Annotated in this window: 11 protein-coding genes; 4 read left to right on the top strand and 7 right to left on the bottom strand. The window is 68.1% G+C overall.

Features of this window, described 5'->3' with window-relative positions; all coding sequences use genetic code 11:
- Positions 1–5: 5 nt before the first annotated feature.
- The 4 genes from U9J66_RS22970 (at position 6) to U9J66_RS22985 (ending at position 6196) form a co-directional block, all read left to right on the top strand.
- A complete protein-coding gene (locus U9J66_RS22970) occupies positions 6–1337 on the top strand; it encodes an outer membrane protein assembly factor BamB family protein (protein WP_326338691.1) in 1332 nt (443 codons plus the stop codon).
- A 655-nt stretch (positions 1338–1992) separates the two neighbouring features.
- Positions 1993–2316 (top strand): hypothetical protein, encoded by a 324-nt coding sequence (locus U9J66_RS22975; protein ID WP_042284337.1) that lies wholly within the window; start codon positions 1993–1995, stop codon positions 2314–2316.
- Positions 2317–2414: 98 nt separating this feature from the next.
- A complete protein-coding gene (locus U9J66_RS22980; RefSeq protein ID WP_159068802.1) occupies positions 2415–4814 on the top strand; it encodes a TPR repeat region-containing protein in 2400 nt (799 codons plus the stop codon).
- Positions 4814–6196 (top strand): hypothetical protein, encoded by a 1383-nt coding sequence (locus U9J66_RS22985; protein WP_326338692.1) that lies wholly within the window; start codon positions 4814–4816, stop codon positions 6194–6196. Before U9J66_RS22980 ends, U9J66_RS22985 begins: the two co-directional genes overlap by 1 nt.
- A 70-nt stretch (positions 6197–6266) precedes the next feature.
- Here the strand turns inward: U9J66_RS22985 and U9J66_RS22990 are convergent, their stop codons facing one another.
- The 7 genes from U9J66_RS22990 to solA all read right to left on the bottom strand — a co-directional run bounded on the left by U9J66_RS22990 (position 6267) and on the right by solA (position 20724).
- Entirely contained in the window at positions 6267–8081 is a 1815-nt protein-coding gene (locus tag U9J66_RS22990; protein ID WP_326338694.1) for a protein kinase family protein, read from the bottom strand.
- Between the two features lie 299 nt (positions 8082–8380).
- Positions 8381–10411 (bottom strand): protein kinase domain-containing protein, encoded by a 2031-nt coding sequence (locus U9J66_RS22995; protein ID WP_161110832.1) that lies wholly within the window; start codon positions 10409–10411, stop codon positions 8381–8383.
- 455 nt (positions 10412–10866) lie between these two features.
- Positions 10867–12903, bottom strand: a complete 2037-nt coding sequence (locus tag U9J66_RS23000; protein WP_326338696.1) for a tyrosine protein kinase — start codon at positions 12901–12903, stop codon at positions 10867–10869.
- Positions 12904–12949: 46 nt separating this feature from the next.
- On the bottom strand, positions 12950–15001 hold the full coding sequence (locus U9J66_RS23005) for a serine/threonine-protein kinase (RefSeq protein ID WP_326338698.1): 2052 nt from the start codon (positions 14999–15001) through the stop codon (positions 12950–12952).
- Positions 15002–15017: 16 nt separating this feature from the next.
- Entirely contained in the window at positions 15018–17117 is a 2100-nt protein-coding gene (locus U9J66_RS23010; protein ID WP_161110829.1) for a WD40 repeat domain-containing serine/threonine protein kinase, read from the bottom strand.
- Between the two features lie 195 nt (positions 17118–17312).
- Positions 17313–19382, bottom strand: a complete 2070-nt coding sequence (locus U9J66_RS23015) for a protein kinase domain-containing protein (protein WP_326338699.1) — start codon at positions 19380–19382, stop codon at positions 17313–17315.
- A 151-nt stretch (positions 19383–19533) separates the two neighbouring features.
- Positions 19534–20724, bottom strand: a complete 1191-nt coding sequence (solA, locus tag U9J66_RS23020; protein WP_326338700.1) for an N-methyl-L-tryptophan oxidase — start codon at positions 20722–20724, stop codon at positions 19534–19536.
- Between the last annotated feature and the right edge of the window lie 31 nt (positions 20725–20755).

The following is a 20755-nucleotide window of genomic DNA, read 5'->3' on the forward strand; positions in this document are numbered from 1 at the left end:
TGAGTATGAAGCACGGACTTCTTTGGTCGGCGGGTGTGCTGGTGATGGTCGCCGCCACGGGTTGCTCGACCGTGGAGACCTCTGATGCCGATGGGGGAGAACCCGCTGTCGGTGAGGTCGTCCATGTGAGGAACGATCGCCTCGATGGGGGCGAGGAGATCCCGGAAACGGTCTCCGAACAGGCATGGGTGTGGGAGGGGGTGGGCTATGAGGAGATGGTCGTGGAGAGGATCCTTCCTCTCTCCGAGGGCGCCCTTCTGGTCTTTGACGATGGAGTGGTGGCCCTGGATACGAGTACCGGCCGGGAAGCCTGGAGCTATCGGAAGGTAGGCGTCTCTTCCGCCTCGGCGGTCTCCCCCGACGGCTCTTTGGTGGCGATCGCCTCTCCGGGGTCGATGATCCTTCTGGACTCGGCGGATGGCGAGTCGGTGCGAGAGATCGAGGACACGAACTTCCAAGAGGGAGCTTTCGTCATCCAGGACCTGGGGCTGATGGCGGACGACGGATTCGTTCTCGCCCGCTTGGAGGAGAGGAAGGCCGCTTCTGTCCGGCGGGAGGACTGGGAGGACGGGTCCCGATGGTCGAGTGATGAGATCACATGTGACGGGGGATCGAGCGGAGTGGTCTCGATCCTGGGCGGGTTCTTCTCTCCCACCGGGGTCGTGGTCCACCTGGAGTGCGGGATGGACGAATCGATGCTGGTCTCGTTCGATCCTGACAACGGTGTTGAGGACTGGCGGTTGAGTTCGGGGAAGGATTTCTCCCTCCCCTCTGATCATTACGAGACGCTCGATGAGGTCACCTTCGCTCCTGTCGGTGATAAAGCGGTTCTGCAGAACCACGCTCGACTGCGTGGAACCGTCATCATCGACACGGAAAAGGGGGAGGTTTTGGTAGACGACATTCCCGCTTTGGTCGGGGACGATCCGGTGCGTGCCCTGGAGGACGGTTATCTGGCCAGTCGTTCTGAGAAGATCGAGGAAGATCTTTGGCGTCGGCACCTGGAGGTTCGCGACTTCTCCGGTGAAGTCGAACGGTCGGTCACAGTGGATGGCTATCAGGGGCACCCGGTCACCGGCCTGCTCCCCTTGAACCGGAGCCTGCTCTCCTTGCGGAACGATCAGCAAGAGGGGAACGCGAGGATCTCGGTCTTCCCTTGGGGCGATGAAGGGGAGAGGGTCGTGGACCTTGACGTACAGGTCGACGTCAGCGACATGTTCTCGCGTTGGGAGCAGGATCGGGAGTTCGGGCCGGGGACCTTTCAGGAGGTTCCGGGGGCGGTCCTGGTGCGGGAGTACCCCTTCGACGAGATCCCGAGAGTCGCGGGTCTCTCTTGAAGCCGCGAGCGTAGACGGGGGTCCCGCCCACCGATCCTCCGTCCATCGCGCAGACCCTGCCGGGCTTCGACCTGAGGGAAGAAGTCCGGCTTTCGTGTTCCTTCGGTCGGGCGCCCGCTCATCCCCTGTACACCGCCACCTCTCGGGCTCTTGCCGGTAAGAGGAGGCGAGACCGATACCGGTCGGTGACGACGCGTTCATGTGCCTTCGGTAGGATCCTCCTGCCCGACCGATCAGATGTCGATCGGTCGTTGTGCGCCCCTTGTCCCGTGGCCGCCGCTTGTTGTATTGGTTCTGAGGTACCGCGGGACGCCGGCCGTACGCCGTCGGGTGAGGCGGATCAAGGTGTTCCCGGACCTTCTTCCGGTCGGATCGAAGTCGAGGTCGACAATCTGATGTCCCTATCCCCCACATGTTCTGCGTCGGTCTTGGTGGTCTCCTCGGGGGTAGCGGCGTTCTCGGCCGGATGATGGCTTTCCGTGTTGGACGCATGAGGAACTTTTCGTGTGTTCCTGTAGTCGAATATCGGGAACCGAGGGCCGTCTCGGATGCCGGAGCGTTCATCTCCAGATCAGAGCTCTGTGTGGCGTCTCGATCATTCTCTGTAATTGCCCGGTCGATTTTTCATTGGTGAAGGAAACGGAGTGGATGGCTCGTGGACGAGCTCGAAGCCAATCCTTGGCAGGGATACAGCAAGGGTGAGGTCGCCGAGGGGCTGGCGCAGGCGATGGTCGGTCTGGACGATGACTTCGATCAGCTGATCACTCGGATCATGTCCGCGGCCGGCGACGCCTCGAGCGGCTACAGCGGTTTCAGGTCCGAGGTGAAACCGGAGCTGGAGATCATTCAGACCAACGGTCTGAACCTCGCGGAGGACACCCAGAGCGGTGCGGCGGAGATCGCGAAGGCCGATTACGAGGCCGAGGACGTCTACCGCGGAGCCTGGCCCGATATCCCTGAAGTCAACTTCGGAAACTGACGTAGGAGGAGAGAGCTGTGCCTGGTGAGTCTCAGGGCGGAGACGCTTCGATCCCGGGGCTGGTCTCCTATAAGGGGTTCCGGCCGGAGTTCAACGAGGTGGTGGAGGGAAGCCCCTCTCTGCTGAGGACCTATGCCGAAGACCTCACAACGATGGAGGCCAGGATCCTGGGCAGGTCCCACGACCTGGAGGGGGCCCACGACGATGCGGCGATGGAGTTCTCCAGCCTCATCATGTGGAACATCAGCTCCATGGGAACCGAGGATCAGGTCCAGTGGCAGAAGGCGGCCGGCGCGATCAACTTCTGCGCGGCTCTGACGGAGGAGCTCGCCGACGTGCTCCAGACCTACAGGGACGAGCGGACCCGTCTTGTCGAGAGGTGGAACACCGAGGCTTCCGAGGTCGGTGAGGACTACGGCTCGACCTCGGCGATCGACTTCCCGAATCTGCCTTTTTGGACTTCGAAGTCGGAGAAGGCGGAGCAGGCCTTGAGGGCTCTCATAGAGGAGCTCGAGGGCGATGAGCAGACCGCTCATACGAAGGCGACCGAGGAGGTCGGACAGATCTCGGACGACCTTCGGGGTGGGGCTCCTTCCCCCGACGCCATCGAGAGGTTGAAGAACGGCGGTTACATCAACTGGTCCTACTTCAACCTCGGTGGTTCGTTCGGTGATATTCCGGAGGACATCGACCCGGAGGAGATGGTCGATGAGGTGCTCGAATACGTCAACGGCGATAAGCCGTTGGACGATCGCTACTATGAATTGATGGCGATTCTCTCGAGTGTCGGTTGGCGGGCCGAGGAAGCCCGGAACGTCGACGGTGCGGAGATGGATCCTCAGGACATGGAATTCCTCAAGGAATTCTATGACAAGCTCGAGGAGACAGTGGATGTCGCTCATCTGGCGAACATCGCTCCGGAGTTCATGGGGAAGGAGGACTCGGAGCTGTTCCTGGGTGCCCTCGGCACCGGGCTTCTCGTTCTCAGCGATCCGCGGCTCAAGCACGGAGATGACTCCGTTCCCGGCGGCTACTATGACCTTCCCCCGAGTGTGCGGCTCGCCGTCGAGGGCGATCCGAACTTCGGGATGCAGGATCACAACTGGGAGAGTCTCGGCAATCTCTTCGGCCATGTGCCCGAGGGGATCGAGGGTGGCCGGGGCCTGTCGTTGACCATGGGCCTGACGGTCGGAGACGCCCTCTCCGATCCCCACGCGCTCCACTCCTTCGAGACCATCGAGCACATGGAGTCCGTGCTGGGCGTGGCTACGAGGAACGCCGACGCGAACGCCGACATGATCTCCGGTCCCGGAGATTGGTACGAGCACCCGAGGCTCGGCTCCGACATGCACGGCGAGGAGAAGCGGCACGCCGCCCTAGAGGCCATCTTCACTCAGGAATGGACCGATGGGGGCGCCGCGGCCAGTGGTTACACGGACTGGATCCTGGAGGCCAGAGAGGCCGCCGGGGAGGACACCCAGAAGGTGGACGAGGTCGCCAAGGACCTGATCGAGTTCTTGACCGACAAGGACCGCTACGAACGTATGACCGACCTCACCGGCGGTGTGTACAGCGGGAACCAGGGTGAGTTCTTCGGCCAGAGCGGTCTCTCCTTCACCCAGGTCAACCATGAGATGGCCAATGGCCTGGTCAACGTCTTCGGAGCCTACGTCGAGGAGTTCAGCCTCAACAACACCGAAGAGGGCGTTCGTTTCAGTGACGCGAGCGGGAGGATGCTCATCGGCGAGGACGAGAGGATGAGGTTCCTCGAGTACGTCGCGGGTGGGCCGGAGGCGGCCACCTCCATGGTCGCCATCTCCGAGATGCACTCTCAGGGGTTGGTCTCCGAGATGTTCGAGAACGACCTCTCCCCGCGTGGAGCCGGTCAGGACACCAGCCGACTCGACTGGTTGATCAACAGCGCGTTGATCAATGAGGCCGAGAGCCGGATGAGCTCGGAGGACGACGCGAAGAAGGAGGCCTATGACAGGAAGGTCGCCGGACGTGAGCTCTTGATCGATCTCGCCTTCAAACCGGCCTCGCTCATATCGACGAAGAGTCCTGTGACGGATCTCGTGATCGGCGAGATGATCTCCGGCGCGCAGAGCGCGATCACCAACGCCGCCACCGATTCCGTGAGTCTCGACCTCGGCCCGGTGCCGGACACCAACGCCCAGAGCGAGACCTCTATCAGCGCCAACCACATCGGCATGGGAACTTCGATCGTCGATTACTACATCGAGAACGACGTGCTGAGCGCCGAGGATCTCGCGGGCTACGATCACCTCGAGTACCGGGACGGGGGAGTGGCGATCGTCGGCTATGACAGCGATGTGATGTACGACGTCCAGGACGAGATCGTGGAACTCCTCTCAGGGGTCGATGACGGAAGAGGAGCGGAGATCCTCGAGACCTATAAAGAGGGGTACAGCGACTCGAAGGTCGATAACAACAACAATCCCAGCGTTGACGACAGCGGTAGGCCGGAAGAGGACTGATGATCGGGTCGTTGTTGCGTTCCTGGTGGTGTCGGGGCGCGGTGATCGTGCTCGTGGTGGTGCTCGTCGGGGGCTGGCTGGTGCTACGAGGGGACTCCCGTGTCCGGCACGAGCCCTTGTCGGGGGAGTGGTCCTCCGACGGGATCCCGGGAACGGTCACGGAACAGGCGTGGGAATGGTCCGACGAGGAGGCCGTGGGTTTTCCGACCCTTTCCCCCCTGCCGAGCGGTGTTCTGGTGCGCTTGGAGGACGGCGTCGTCGCTCTCGATGGGGCTTCGGGAGAGGAACGATGGAGCTATCGGGTGGAGGGCACCCGTGTGTGGACGGACGTCTCCGCCTCGGGGGAGAGAGTCCATGTGCTCTTCCCGGACGAACCTCAGGACCGGTCGGAGAACGGTGCGGCCTCCGAGGGGAGCGAGGGGGTCGCCGGCCGCCGGGTGGTCCTCGACGGGGCCACCGGTGAGGTCATCGGGGAACACGAGGAAATGTTGCTGGACGACGTCTCCGAGTTGGGCGTCTTCGACGTGGACGCGGCGACCGACGCGGGTCTGTTGTCCCTTCCGCCCGAGCCCCGCTTGGACGCGCTCCTGCGTTCTGACGTGGACGGTGAGGAGCTCTGGCTGACCGAGGATCTGTTCTCCTGCGGAGACTCGAAGGTCGAGCGGACGGAGCGTCCCGTCGTCTTCCCCGAAACGGTGGTCGTAAGGGCGGTCTGCGGTTCGGGTGAGACGGAGTTGACCGCTCTGAACCTCGACGACGGTTCCGTTCTGTGGTCCATGACCGGGGCCGATGAAGAGTTCCTGGTGTCGGATGGTGGTCTCCGTCGGATCGGGGGGCTGCTCGCCGTCGACGAGGCGGGGTCCGTCTATGAGCCCGAGGGCGGCACACGATACGCCGAGACGGTGGTCATCGACCCCGTCTCCGGAGAGGTCGTGGGCGAAGGGGTCGAGGAACGGGGCGACCGGTTCCTCGTCAGGACCTTGGAGACGGGCTACCTTCTGTCGGGCCGGACCGATGAGGAACGGGTCTACAACTACGAGCTGCGCGGTTTCGACGGAGAGACGGTGGCGGCCACGGGCGAGTACGCGGTGAGCACACAGGCCGTGTCGGCCTATCTCCTTCCTCTGGAGGAGTCGTTGCTCAAGCTCGAACCGGGGAGAGGGACGGGAGACCTCCTGACGGTGGCCCCTTGGGCGGGGGAGACCGAGCCCGAGCAGGTCGCTCTTCCTCGAAGGTTGGACACCTCCCTGGCGTCTCAGGACCGCGAGGTCACGATGGATCTTCTGGGTGAGGACCGGTTCCTGGCCGTACCCGGTTCCGTGGTCATGGTCGAGCGTCCAGAGGAGGACAGGGGCGGGGTCACGGTCCTGGGCTTCCGATAACAGGACCTCCCCCGACCCGAGAGAGTCGGCCCGAGGGCCCGTGATCGTTCGGAGGTCACCGAAGTCGGTCTCATCCGATGACGTCGGTGACCTTCAGGGTCTCTGGGTCGATCAGATCGACGCCGCCGTCCTGGTTCACGGAGGCGATCACTTCGGGGAGGAAGGCGACGGGGCGGGTCATCAGGGTCTCGTTCCCGTCGAGCAGGTCCTTTCCGCTCTCGACCTCCCAGAGGTGGCCGTGAGTCTGATTCTCTCGGTCGGTGCCCAGATCGTCCGGGTCCGGATCATCGCTTCTGGTGCTCCATGAGAAGTGGACCAGGCCGCGTTCCCCGTCGACGGACAGGTCGTTGATCCACGCGCCCTGCTCGGTCTCGTCGGCCTTGGAGTAGTCGTCCAAAGGGAACGAGACGATCGTCGATTCGTCCTCCAGATCCAACCAGTCGATCCGGCCATCACGGATGAGGACGATCTGGTCCTCTCCCTCCACCACCGCCATCCTGTTCTCGATGACATTTCGAATTCTCTGTACCTCTTCGCCCGTCTCCACGTCCCAGAGGGAGATCTCCCCTCCCGTGGCGACGGCGAGTCGACTCTCGTCGAGGAACGCGAGGTTGTAGGCGGATCTGAGGGCGAGGGTGGTGCTCATCTCTCCGGTCCGCATGTCGATGATCCCCACGGCCTCACGATTCTCCTCCATGAAATCGGGTCGGTTGCCGATGGCCAGGTAGGCGCCGTCGGTGCTGAAGGAGAAGTCCCATAGGGAACGGCGGGTCAGGCTTCCGTCGGGGCCCGGGGGAGGCTGGACTCCGAGATGGTCCACGGCCTCACCCGATGGAAGGTCGTAGGTGGTGGTGACCCGGTAGTCCTGTTCCTGGTCGGCGTCGTCGCGCAGGGATGTCGCCGCGACCATGCACCCGATGGGGGCGAACTCCATGGAACCTATGCCGTTCAACTCCTCGATCGGCCGTGCGAACTCCTCGCCCTTCCGCCAGTCCCAGAGCGTGAGCCCGTGATTGAAGCTGCCGATGGCGAGAAGACGCCCATCAGGTGAGAACTCCACCTGCATGGCGTCCAGGTCCTCGATCGGACCGGAGGGCGAAGGAAACGCCGATTCCTCGGAGCAATCGGCGTTCGTGATCAGTCCCTCCGTCCCGGTCTCAGGCTCTTCGGAGCCGAGGCTCTCGTCTCCGTCGTTGAGGCGCAGGTAGCCCCAGGTGATCCCGGTACCGGCTACCAAGGTCAGGGCCAGAGCGGCCCCCGCCATGCCGAGCAGTCGTTTTCGATGATCGGTCGTTCGGGGAGCGGGTGTCTCGGGGATCAGACGGCGCATCTCGTCCGCTCCCCGGGTGATGAGGGAGCCGAATTCGGGCGGCCATGAGGTCGAGGAGGCGGCGCCACCGAGCATCTCGATCAGGTCGGTCGCGCTCGGTCGCATCCTGGTGGAGGCCTGGAGACAGGAGTCGACGACCCCGCGCAGGTGAAGGGGCATTCTCTCCACCCCTCTCGGGTCGGTGGTACCGCTCACGGCGAAGCACAGGACGGCCGCCCAGGAGAACACGTCCCCCGCCGGGGTCCCCTGCCCTTCCGGTGGGGTGAGAGAGGTGTACGTGTCGTTCGAGCTGTCCAGAGAGGACGCGGCCGGACTCGACAGGAGGGCCCGGGTCTCATCGAGCAGTACGTTCTGTGGCCGCAGTTCGGTGTGCGCGTGTCCTATGGAATGAAGGGACGCCAGGCCTCGAGCGGTGGTCACCGCGAGGGCGTGCAGAGCGGAGACGGAGAGCGGGCCGTGTGTCCGTACGAATGTGGCCAGGTCCGTTCCGGGAGGGTTCTCGGCCGCGACCCAGGGGACGGGTGAGGTCGGGTCGAAGTCCACGACGCGGGCCACGTCAGGTCCGGAGACCGCGAGGGATACTTCCATCCTTCGGGCGAAGGCGGCTCGGAAAATCGGGTCGGTGGCCCTTTCCGGTCGTGCGATCCGTACCCGGACGGGTGGTCGGTTCGGGCCGGTGGCCCAGTAGGAGCGTGTGTCGACGTCCTCGCCCAGCCGGGCCAAGAGGCGGTAGGGGCCGACAAAAGGGGGGTCGTGGGGATGGAGGGGGAGCATGAACGCCTTGTCGATGTCGCGTGGACCGAAGGAACCGGCGGGTGTGCGAACCACCCGTCAGGTGTGGAGGGGGGAGGCCGTCAGCCGATCTCGGAGACCAACTCGAAGGTCTCGGCATCCAGAACGAGGAGGGTCTGGTCCTCCACGGTGACCAAGAGCTCTCCGTCCGGATGGGGTGTGACCTTCTCCAAGAGCAGAGTGTGTCCGGAGGTCAGTTCCTCCCCGGACGCCACGTCCCAGGCTCGCCCACCGGATTCGTCACCGGTCGCTCGAGAGGCCCCGGAGGAGTACAGGATGGTCCCGTCGGGTGAGAAGACCAGGCCGCCGGTGTGAAGGGGAAGCGGGATCTCGTGGAGGTTCTCCCCCTTCTCCAAGTCGTACACGAGGACATGGTCGTCCATATGGATCGACATGATGTCTCCGGTGGGGGAGATCGCCGAGGGGTAGAACTGAAAGTCGTACTCGCTGTCCGGTGCGCTCCCCGGGCCGCTGACGACCTCTTCGAAGGTCTCGACGTCATGTACGAAGACCCGGGGATAGATGTCACGGTAGGTCAGGAGGAGAAGTTCCCCGGTCTGGTCGAACCTCATGTCGAGCAGTGGTTCCTCCAGTTCCGTGGAGAACACGACGGTGTCCTCCCGCCAGTCCCATAGGTAGAGGCGGGAATCCCTCTCCTGAGTGACCACGGTCAGAGCGACGAGGGACGCGTCCGGGCTGATCGAGACGGTGTCATGGAAGAGGATGTCCTCGCTGGGCTCTTCTGCGAGCTTGAACTGGGCGAGGGTCTCGAAGTCGGGATCACGCACCAGTACGGTCGGTTGATGAGCGGTGACGACGGTTCCGTCGTCCGCGATGTCCAAGGAACCCGGGTAGGTGGAGTAACGTTCCAGCATCTCCCCGCTTTCCCAGGCCCAACGGGTCAGTTCGGTAGCGGTGTGAACGTACAGTTCGTCCCCGTCCGGGGTGAAGAACAGGCCGTAGACCGAACCGTTGATCCCGGGGGCGTCCTCTTCCTCCACGGAGTCCTCCGGTGATCCTTCCTGTCCGGTGGCGATCTCCTCGGTCGTTTCGTCTCCCTTCCAAGGAGAGACGACGGCCAAAGCCACCCCTGCTCCGAGGATGAGCGCGGCCGTACCGGCCCCCGCCGCGATGAGACCGGCGCGCCGCCTCTTCGGTCTCGGGACATCGGAGCCGGAGGCTCCCCGAGAGGTGGCCCCTCCAGAGTGGACGGCCTGCCGAGCCTCCTGCTGCCGTACGTCGATCGAGCGATTGATCTCGATGGGAAGCCAACCATGTTCGGCGGCGGGCAGCGGAAATGAGGAGAGTTCGCTGAGGATCTCGTCGGAAGAGGGGCGTTCGGTGGGGTTCTTGGCGAGGCAGCGGGTGAGGAGGGGGCGCAGGTTTTCCGGCACTCCATCCAGATCCGGGTCCCGGCTCACCAGTCGAGACAGGACCTCGGCCGCCGGACCCTTCCCGAAGGGAGCCCGACCGGTGGCGGCGTGGACCACCACCCCGGCGAGGGAGAAGACATCGCTTGTTCGGCCGACCTCCTGCCCCAGTACCTGTTCGGGGGATGTGTACGAAGGGGTGCCGAAGGACTGGCCGGTCTTGGTGAGGACGGTGCCCTCGACGGCGCGGGCGATGCCGAAGTCGATGACCTGGGGCCCACGCGGTGAGAGCAGGACGTTGCTCGGTTTGAGGTCACGGTGCATCAGCCCGGCGGCGTGGATCGACTGAAGGGCACGGGCCAGACCGAGGGTGAGTACCAGGAGGGACGGCTCCGGGAAGGTGCCGTTCTCGCGCACGGCCTCCTTGAGGGTGGGTCCGGGAACGTACTCGGTGGCCATCCAGGGGGCCGGCGCGTCGGGGTCGGCGTCCACGACCGCCGGGGTGAAGGGGCCCGTGACCATACGGGCGGTTCGCACCTCGCGGGCGAACCGGGCGCGGAACTCACGGTCCTGGGCCAACTCGGCTCTGGTCACCTTGACGGCGGCCAGACGGTCGGCCGGGGTCCGGGCCAGATAGACCTCGCCCATGCCTCCCGCCCCCAGTCGAGCGAGGAGACGATGCGGTCCGATACGGACGGGGTCCGAGGGGGCCAGGGGATGCACGGTGGATCGTTCCTTGTGGTCGTCGTGGTGTCGTCGCGCCGAGGCGGTGGCCCCGTTTCACCGGTGCCGGTCGGCCGACCCGGTGGGGGAGGGGTGGTGGGGCCGTGTCCTCGTGGCCGGTATCGGCCACGGAAGCCGGGGTGCGTCCGGCCGGAGGCCGGGAGCCGCCGGGGGCGGAGGCGGGACCTCGAGAGGGGGTGCGGGCCTGTTCGGCGCGGACGACCTTGATGGCGGCGGTGCGTCCGTCCCGGTCCAGGCCCAGGTGGACGCGTTTTCCGCCGCCGGTTTCGAGGGGGCGACGATCCGGTGGGGGTCATCGGCGGAGGGCTGACGCATGAGGGCTCTCGTGACGATGCGGTACGGCGTTCCGGGCGAAGTCTACTGGTGCGTTCTATAACGGGGCGTACGCCGTCCCTCGCCCGCCCTTCCCAGGTCGGGAGGGGCGGGCGGCGGGTTCAGTGGAGGGTGTCGATCGGTTCGAAGGTCTCCGGGTCGAGCAGGACGAGACGGGAGTCCGCGGCGGTCGTGGCGGCGATGACCTCACCGTCGGGGTGGAGGGCGAGCCCGGAGTAGCGGACGGGGTCCTCCGCCTCGGCCCACAGGTCCTCGCCCGTCTCGATGTCCCACGCGTAGGGGTGGTGGTTCCAGGCCGCGTCACCGACGGAGACCATCCAGTTGGCGTGGAGGACGTTCCGCTCGGGGTCGATGACCAGGTCGAGGAGGAGGGGGGAGTCGTCGGTCTCGAACTCCTCGCGGGTGAAGGAGGCGATCTCGCCGCCGTCGGAGGTGTCGACGAGGACGATCCGATCGTCGTCGAGGTAGGCGAGGCGGGAACCGGCGACGTCCACTGCCAGCGAGGTGGACGTGGACCCTCGGAACTCGCGGACCTTCTCGCCGGTGTCGGCGTTCCAGATGGCGATCTCGTCGCCGGTGCTGGTGGCGAAGTGGTCGTCGTCCACGAAGGTGGTCGTGTACTGGAGCCTGGAGAGCATCGGCTCTCCGGCCTCGCCGGTCTCGGTGTCGACGACGTGGGTGTTCGCCTCGGCCCCGAGCCGGGAGTCCAGGGTGACGGCCAGGCGTCGGCCGTCCGGAGAGAAGCCGAAGGCCTGCACGTTCAGCGGCTTGCTCATCCAACGTCCCTGTTCGTCCGGGCCGTCCTGGGGGCCCAGGAGTTCGGTGTCGGTCCCGGCGGCCAGGTCGTATCCGTGGGCGAGGGTGATGCTGTCGTCGCGCCCTTCCGGCTCCACGAGCTCGGGGACCACCACGGTGCAGCCGAAGGGGGAGAACACCGGGGTGCTCCGGGAACCGACGCTCACGGAGTCGGTGGGGCGGGCGATCTCCTCGCCCTCGCGCCAGTCCCAGATCGAGAGCCCCTCGGTCGAGGTCGTGGCCAGCACGTCCCCGTCGGCGGAGAACACCGGGTTCGAGAGGGAGACGCCCGAGGGCAGGGGGGTCTCCGGGGCGGGGTGGGCCGAGGAGTCCGGACAGTCCGCGTCGGTGACCAGGGCGGTGCCTTCGGGCTCCGGGTCGTTCGTCTCGGAGGGGCCGCCGAGCCGGTCGTAGGCGATCACCGCGCCCACCGAACCGAGCACGACCAGGGTCAGCGCGCCGGCGCCGAGGGCGAGAAGACGACCACGTCCGGGCCTCTTCCCCTCGCCCGCGTCCGTCGTGTCGGAAGGGTCGGAAGGGGAGGCGAGCGCGTTCCGCTGGCGGTCGGCCACGGCGTCGATCACGGAGCGGAGCCGAGGAGGCCAGGCGGGCGGTTCGGCGGGGCCGCCCAACATCCGCACCAGGTCGACGGCGCTGGGGCGTAGTCGCGGATCGAGTTTGAGGCAGGTGTCGACGAGTCCTCGGAGTTGGAGCGGGACGTGGGCCAGGCCCGCGGGGCCCTCCACCCCGCCGGCGGCGTAGCAGAGGGTGGCGGCCCACGAGAACACGTCCGTCGCGGGGGAGGCTCCCCCTTCGGGTGCCGCGAACGCCGGATGCGGCGCGCGTCGTCCGGCGTCGGAGGTCGCCCATTCCAGGCCGGGGTCGGCGAGGAGCGCCGATCGGGAGGCCATCAGTACACCGTCCGGCCAGAGCGAACCGTGGACCAGGCCGGCCGCGTGCAGGTCGGCCAGGCCTTGGGCGAGCGCCTGGGCCAGCGGGGGGAGGGCGTCCGCCGGAAGCGGACCGTGGTCGCGGACCAGGTCGGTCAGGGAGGGGCCGAGGGGGCGGGAGACGGCGGCCCAGGGGACCGCGCCTCGGACGTCGGTCTCCCGGATCGAGCACACGTGGCGTCCCGGAAGGCCGCGGGCCGCCTCCACCTGGCGGGAGAAGGCCGAGCGGAACCCGGGGTCGGTGGCGTACTCGGGACGGACGATCTTCACCGCCACCGGGTCGCGGCCGTCGGCCGTCCCCAGGTACACGCGGGCGTAGGCGTCCTCGCCCAGGCGGGCGCACAGACGGTAGGGACCGACGGAGGGCGGATCGTGCGGGTGGAGAGGGAACATGGGCCTTACCGGGTGACGAGGTGCGTGTGGACGTCGACGGGCGCGCTCATAGCCGGTCCAGGATCCGCAGTTCGGTGGCGTCCACGACCCACATGCCGTTGCCGTTGCCCGGGACGCCGATGAGGACCTCGCCCTCGGGATGCACGCTGATCTCGTGCATGTAGCCCTCGTTCGCCTCGGCGGTCAGGTCCTCTCCGGTGGAGTACTCCCACACCTTCATGTACGCCTTGGAGAAGTCGTAGTCCCCCGGGACGTAGGTGACGTAGACCCGGTCGGCCTCGAGGCTGTACTCGACGTCGTGCACCCTGAAGTCCTCCTCCATGTCCTCGTCGACGAACCGGGTGACGTCGGAGGTGTCGGTGAAGTTCTGCCGTCGGGCCCCCGTCGCCTCCGGTCGGAGGAGGTTCCGGTCGTCCACGAAGTACACGGCCTCGGGGTTGAGGGCGGGGCTGTCGGTGCCCTCGGCGATGATCTCCCCGCTCTCCACGTTCCACAGGTAGAGCCGTTCGAGCCAGTCCTGGGCGACGACGTGGGAGCCGTCCGCGCTGACGGCGAGGGCTCTCACGCTCGTCGGCCCGTCGGCGAGGGTGGTGCCCAGTTCTCCGGTCTCCAGGTCGTACAGCAGAACGGTGGAGTCGGACGAGGCGTCGCCCGACCCGACGACCAGCCGGCCGCCGTCTCGGGTGAAGGCGATCGATCCGATGTCGAACCCCTCCGCGTAGACGGTGTGCTCCCCGCTCTCCAGGTGGTAGACGTGCGCGCCGTCGTCGGAGGCGTAGGCCAGGAGGCAGTCGTTCGGGCTGAACGTGGGGTGGCCGTACCGTGCCGGGATCTCCGTCTCGATCCGCGCGACCTCCGTCTGTTCCCGCCAGTCCCATAGGGCCAGGCCCCCGGTGCCGGCCACCGCGAGGACCTCGCCGTCGGAGGAGAAGTTCGTGTAGAACATGCCCTCGTCCGTGTTGGGCGGGGTGAGTTCGTCCTCTGCGGCCTCGGCGAACTCGGGCGCCAGGTGTTCCTTCGGAGAGCAGACCTCGCGTTGGGCGACCCCCGGGTCCTCCTCGGGATCGCCGGGGAGGCCACCGATCAGGCCGGCCTGGCCCGCGGTCCACGTTCCCAGGCCGGCGACCATGGTCAGGGCGAGGGCCGCCGCCCCCGCGATGAGGAGTCGGCCGCCCAGGCGTCCCCGGCCTCCGGCCCTCGAACCCGTCGCCACGGCGTCGCGGTACTCGTCGGCGATCCCGGCGATGCGTTCGGCGGCCGCGGGAGGCAACCAGGAGGAGGCGATCGGGGCCGGTGACACGGGGCCTCCGAGGTCCCGCACCACCTGCGCGGCGGTGGGCCGGGACGCCGGGTCCTTGGCCAGGCAGGCCGAGACGATCCCGCGCAGCGACTCCGGGACGTCCTCGAGGTCGGGTTCGAGGTGGGCGATCCGGTACAGGACGGTGGAGGGGTGCCCGTCTCCGAACGGCCCTCGCCCGGTGAGGGCGTGGATCAGGACGCCGCCGAGCGCGAAGACGTCGGCGGGCGGCCCTGGAGCCTTCCCGCCCACGGCCTCGGGGGACATGAAGCCGGGGGTGCCGACGAACCGGTCCTCGCCGCCGTCCTGGGCGTCGCCCAGGGTGTGGGCGATCCCGAAGTCGATCACCTGGGGTCCCTCGCCGGCGACCATGACGTTCCCGGGCTTGAGGTCACGGTGGACCAGCCCGGACGCGTGGACGCGTTCGAGCGCCTGGGCGATGGCCCGACCCATGAAGCGCACGGTCTCCTCGGGGAGGGGGCCGGTGTCCTGCACCAACTCTTGGAGGGAGGGCCCCATCACGTACTCGGTGGCCAGCCAGGGGGTCCGGCCCGAGGTGTCGGCGGCCAGGACACGGGGGGTGAAGAGCCCGTGGACCCGCCGGACGAGGTCGAGCTCTCGGGCGAACCGTTCGCGAAAACCGGGGTCGTAGGCGTATTCGGCGCGGACCACCTTGACCGCGGCCGGGGTGCCGTCGGGGCCCAGCCCGAGGTGGACGCGGCCCATGCCGCCCGACCCCAGCAGGGCGACGACACGGTAGGGGCCGATCTCTCGGGGATCGTTCGGCGCGGATGGACGCATGACTGCCTTCCGGGGATCAGGAGATCTCGGCGACGATCTCGAAATCGCCGTTCAGGATCTGGACGCTCGTGACTCCACCGTCGGTGGAAGTGGTGGCGAGGTACTCCCCGCCGGGGTCGACCCCGATGACGGAGTCGAACTCCAGGCCCTCGGAGGGCAGGGGTTCTCCGGTGGCGGTGTCCCACATGTAGCCCTCGGAGGTGCCGAAGAGGGACGAGGCGCCGTAGGCGACCGAGCCGTCGGGGGAGAGCGCGACGTACCCGAGCTCCCCCACCGCCTCTTCGGGGACGTCCAGGTCCTGGACGTCCCCGCCGGCGAGGTCGACCACGAAGGCCTTCTCGTCGTCGGCGGCCACCACGAGCGTCTCGCCGTCGCCCGACACCCTGGCGTCGTAGGTCTCGGCGTCGTCGAAGCGGTGGAGTTCCTCCCCGGTCTCGGGGTCCCAGACGACCGTGGCGATGGACTCGGAGTAGTCGCGTACGGCGAGGACGCCCACCAGGACCGAATCGTCCAGCGCGTACTCCAGGTGGGTCAACATGCCCTCCACCTCGAAGTCGGAGGTCACCTCGCCCTTCTCCACGTCCCAGATCTGGATGAAGGGGTCGCCTTCGACGGTCCCGTCCTGGCTGGCCAGGGCGGCCAGCGTGGAACCGTCCCTCGTGATCGCCGGCATGTCGAACATGCCGAACTCCTCGGTCCGCCCCAGGACGGCGATCCGGTCGTCCACGCCGCCGTCCCAGACACGGATGTACTGCTCGACGGTGGACGCCACGTAGCCGGTGGAGGTGAATCGGGCGCCGGTCGCCGGTGGGTAGTCCTCGATCAGCTCTCCGGTGCGCCAGTCCCAGGTGGACAGGGTGCCCGAGCCGAAGACGTGGACGAGGTCCCCGTCCTCGGAGAAGTCGATGGTGTAGACGAAGCCGGCGAAGTGGTCGGAGGCCGGACGTTCCTCGTCGTCGGCCCCCTCACCCGGCGGCTCGGCGTCCGAACCGTCGGAGTCGGTGTCCTCTCCGCCCCCTCCCGCCGTGGGCGGGGGGTCTTCGGCCCGGTCCGGAAGGACGGTCCAGGCGAGGGCGCCCCCGCCGAGCAGGATCAGGGCGCAGACGGCGGCGGCCGCGACCACCACCGACCTGCGGCGCCACCACGACTCCGGGCCCTGCCGGGCCTGTTCCGCCATGGGGACGGTGGCCGATCCGCCGCCCATGGGGACGGTGGTGTGCTCGTTCGCGCCGGCCCGCTCCGTCTCCACGGCCTTGGCGTCGATCTGTCGGTCGACCCGGGTGGGCAGCCATCCGTGCTCGGCCGAGGGCAGTGGCGTTCCGGACAGTTCGTGGAGGATCTCGTCCGCGTCGGGACGTCGAGCGGGGTCCTTCTCCAGGCAACGCGCGAGCAACGGTCGCAACGGTCCCTCGGGGAGCGCTCCGAGGTTCGGTTCCCCGTTCATGACCTTGTTCAGCACGCTGATCGACGTGCCCTCGCCGAAGGGCGGGAGCCCGCTCGCCGCGAAGAGCACCGCGCCGGCCATCGAGAACACGTCCGCTTTCGGGGTCACGTTCTCGCCGACGATCTGTTCGGGCGAGGTGTAGGAGGGGGTGCCGAAGGTCTGGCCGGTCCTGGTGAGCACGGTGCCCTCGACGGCGCGGGCGATACCGAAGTCGATGACCTGGGGCCCGCGTGGCGAGAGGAGGATGTTGCCGGGTTTGAGGTCGCGGTGCATCAGCCCGGCGGCGTGGATCGTCGACAGGGCGCGGGCCAGCCCCAGGGTGAGCACCAGCAGGGATTCGGCGGGGAAGGGGCCGTTCTCCCGTACGGCCTCCTTGAGGGTGGGGCCGGGGACGTACTCGGTGGCCATCCAGGGGGCCTGCGCGTCGGGGTCGGCGTCCACGACCGCCGGGGTGAAGGGGCCGCGCACCCGTTGCGCGGTGCGCACCTCGCGGGCGAACCGGGCTCGGAACTGGGCGTCGTGGGCGAGCTCCTCCTTGACCACCTTCATGGCGCACAGGTGGCCGTCGGGGGTTCTCGCGAGATAGACCCTGCCCATGCCTCCGGCGCCGAGGCGGGCGAGAAGTCGGTGGGGTCCGATGGAGGAGGGGTCGTCGACGGCGAGGGGTTGCACGGCTGCGGGTCCTTACTGCGTGCGGGACCTGGTGTTCCGGCTGGTCCAGGGGCGTACGAGGGAGGAGGTACCCCGTCAATGTAGCCGGTCGAGGACAAAGCCCCCAGGGAGATGACCTCTTCCGGACGGCGCTCGCACCCCTCCGGGGGAGGTGGACTCGCCCGCGGTGACGGGGCGGGGCCGGGCGGAGAGGGGTCAGGGGTCGCCGACCCGACCCAGGGCGATCGTCTCCAGGAAGACCACCTCGTCGACCTTCGGATGCCCCGAGGCGATCACACGCCCCTTCGGCCCCACCGCGAGGATCGGGAAGAGGGTGGTGGCCCCGACGGTGAGGAGCTCACCGGTCGCGCTGTCCCACGCCGAACCCCCGGTGAGGCCATGCGGCCCCTCGACGGGTGCCTGCCCGCCGATCAGGGTCGCTCCGTCCGGGGTGAACAGCAGGGATCGGGCCCTGGAGCCGGGCGGGGTGTCCGAGGGGCGCTCCAAGGTCATGGTCGAGGTCAGGGCGGCCAGGTCGTACAGGGCCAGGTCGGCGTCCTCGCCGTACTCGACGGCCGCGAAGTCCCGGTCGGGCGCCGTGGCGAAGGCCGTGACCCGTGAACGTCGGGCGTCGTCGCCCGGGTCGGCCTCGATCACGCCGTGCGGTGACAGATCGGGGGTGTTCCACACCGACAGCACGGAGCCGCCGGAGGCGTCGGAGACGAGCGCGACCAGCCGGGTGCCGTCGTGGTTGAAGGACGGCGCCTCGGGGATGCCGTCGACGACCGTCTCCGCGAGAAGCCCTCCGCCCGTCAGGTCCCACAGGAGGAGAAGGTGCTCCCCCGCACCGGCCGGATCGGTGTTGGAGAGGGTGGCGGCCATGGTGCCGTCCGGGCTCAACGCCAGGGAACGCAGCATGCCCCGATCCGGCTCCTCCTCGACCAGGACCTCGGGGGCGTCTCCGCTCGCGGGCCACAGCTCCACCCGGTCGAAGGAGGACAGACCCACCAAGGCCCCGTCGGAGCGCACCGCGAACTCCCGGGGAGCGGGTTCGTGGACGGACAAGGGGGATCCGGCCCCCCGTTTCCACAGTTCGAGCGAGGTCCGGGTGTGCACCCACAGTCCGCCTTGGGGCGTGAAGGCCAGCCCGACGAGTGGATCGTCGAGGGCGAGCGGAGCGAAGCCCGCTGCGGCTCCACCGCCCCCTTCGGCGCCGGGCCGTAGGACGAACAGCACCAGACAGAGCACGGCGACCAGCGCCATCGCGCACATCGAGATCGGGGCCGTCGGGAACCGCCGCCTCGGTTCCCGGGAGATGGGGCGGACCGGAGCACCGGAGTGGGCGGGCGCGGGGGATCCCTCCTCCCGGAGGTCCACAGGGTCGACCGGAGGGGGCGCCGACGTGGGCGGAGGCTCCTCCTCGGGGGCCAACCGGACGAGCGGGTTCAGGTGGGGAGCCCGGTAGGGGGGATCCCCTGTCAGCGTCGAACGCAGGTCGACGACGGTGCGATCGATCTGCTCGGTGAACGCCTCGGGCAGTCGACCGTCTCCGGGAACGGCCGACACCCGCAGACGCAGCAGCAGACTTCCCGCGCTCGGTCGGTCGGCGGGGTCCTCGGACAGACAGGACGCGAGCATCTCCCGCAGCGGGACGGGCAGGACCTCGCCCAAGCGCGAGCGGACCCGTGCGGCCCGCAGCGGAGGCGGCGGAGCGAGGTCCGGGGCGGGGGTATCGGCCCCGGTCGCGGCGAAGACCACGACCTCGGCCAGACGGAACACGTCGTCGGGCAGTGGGGCCCGGGTCCCCGCACGTGATCCGGCGAGGCCGGGGCCGAGGATGCGGGAGAGGGGACCGGCCCCCTCGACGGCGTCCGCGATCCCGAAGTCGATCACCTGTGGGCCGTGCGGTGTCAGGAGCACGTGGTCCGGGCTCAGGTCCAGATGCGCGAGACCCACGTCGTGGGCCGTGCGCAGAGCCTCGGCCAGACCCAGCGTCAAGGGCGGCAGGGCGGAGGAGGGGAGCGCGCCGCACTCGGTGACCGCCTGGGCGAGCGAAGGGCCGGGAAGGTATTCGGTGGCCATCCACGGGATCGACGCGTAGGGGTCGGCGTCCAGAAGCGCGGGGGTATGAGGGCCGCGGATACGCCGGGAGGCGTGGATCGCGCGGACGAAGCGTCGACGGAAACGGGGATCACGCGCGAGTTCCTCGTCGACCGGCTTCACGGTGGCGGGGTGGCCGTCGGGTGAGGTGCCGAGAAAGACCGTTCCCATACGATTCGTGCGCACTCGAGCACGGAGAGTATAGGGTCCGATGAAGAGAGGGTCCCTGGGCGAGAGAGGTTGCACGATACCGACCTGGGGGTGGGTGGCGCCCCTGGTACGGGGCCGGTCACGACGGGGCGAGGGAGGTCGCCGACGAGAGGCGTCGGGGTGGGGGTCACCCGTCCCAACGATGTGGGTCGAACATACCGATCGGCAGGTCCGTGCGTCCCTCTCCCGTCAGATCGGCCAACGCCTCGCCCACGGCGGAGGCGAACTTGAAGCCGTGGCCGGAGAAGCCTCCGGCCAGGACCAGACCGGGCAGTTCGTCATGACGGCCGATGAGGAAGTGCTCGTCGGAGGTCATCGTGTACATGCAGGAGACCGTTCGTTCCGGTGTCGGGGCCACCCCGCGCAACCCGGTGACGAGTGCGCCGAGACGACGGGCATCGGCCGCGTCCGGGGGACGGGGGCCGACGTCGGGGTCGACGGGTTCGCCCCACTGGCTTCCGGGGCGGCGGCCTTCGGGTGCCCGGGTCTCGGGGCCCTCGGCGTGGATCCCGATCTTGAGGGTACGCCCCCCGTCCATGCTGGGGAAGCCGTACCAGAGAGTGCCGTCGGCCTCGTCACGTGCGAAGACGGGTTCGAGCGAGGCGGAGAGCGGGTCGGTGATCGGGAACCAGCCCAGTACACGGCGCTCCACCCGGATGCCACCGCCCAGGTCGGCCAGGCCGGGGAGCAGTCGGGTCAGCCAGGCCCCGACGGTGACGATCACGCGTCGAGCACGGATCTCGGTATCGCCGATCCATACGCGAGGTCGGTCGGGGTCGGGTTCGATCCGGGTGACGGTCCGTCCGGTGAGGACGCGGGCTCCGGCACGACGGGCCTCGTTCACGGCGGCCAGGACGGCCCGTTCGGGCAGGACGACGCCTGCGGCCTCCTCGAACACCCCCTCCTCGTCGTGACGGACACGGTGTCGAGGGTGAAGTTCGGCCAGGTCGGCAGGGGAGAGACGCGCATAGGAGAGTCCGTGCCGTTCCGCGGCGGTGACGGATCCGGCGATCGCCGGGCTCTCGGGGCGGCCGAGCATCAGGGCGCCCGTGCGTACGACGAGTTCGGTGCCGGCGGCCTCTTGGAGCTCGTCCCAGGCACGCCAGGCGGCGCGGACGAGGGGAACGTACTCGGAGCCTTCGAGATAGGCGGTCCGGATGATGCGGGACTCGCCGTGGGAGGACCCCCGGTCGTGGCCGGGGGAGAAGCGTTCGACGCCGATCGCGTCGACACCGTTACGGGCCAGGCGCCACAGGGCCTGGGAGCCCATCGCGCCCAGGCCGACGACGACGGTGTCGGTGTCCAGGCGGGGACTCACGCGATGACCCGGGCCTCGGCCGTCTCACGCG

This window comes from Nocardiopsis sp. LDBS1602, from assembly GCF_035818715.1.
GTDB classification, from domain to species: domain Bacteria; phylum Actinomycetota; class Actinomycetes; order Streptosporangiales; family Streptosporangiaceae; genus Nocardiopsis; species Nocardiopsis alba.

Coding starts and splice junctions, on each gene's coding strand:
- U9J66_RS22970 (WP_326338691.1), top strand. CDS start 6: ATGAAGCACGGACTTCTTTGGTCGGCGGGTGTGCTGGTGATGGTCGCC.
- U9J66_RS22985 (WP_326338692.1), top strand. CDS start 4,814: ATGATCGGGTCGTTGTTGCGTTCCTGGTGGTGTCGGGGCGCGGTGATC.
- U9J66_RS23000 (WP_326338696.1), bottom strand. CDS start 12,903: ATGTTCCCTCTCCACCCGCACGATCCGCCCTCCGTCGGTCCCTACCGT.
- U9J66_RS23005 (WP_326338698.1), bottom strand. CDS start 15,001: ATGCGTCCATCCGCGCCGAACGATCCCCGAGAGATCGGCCCCTACCGT.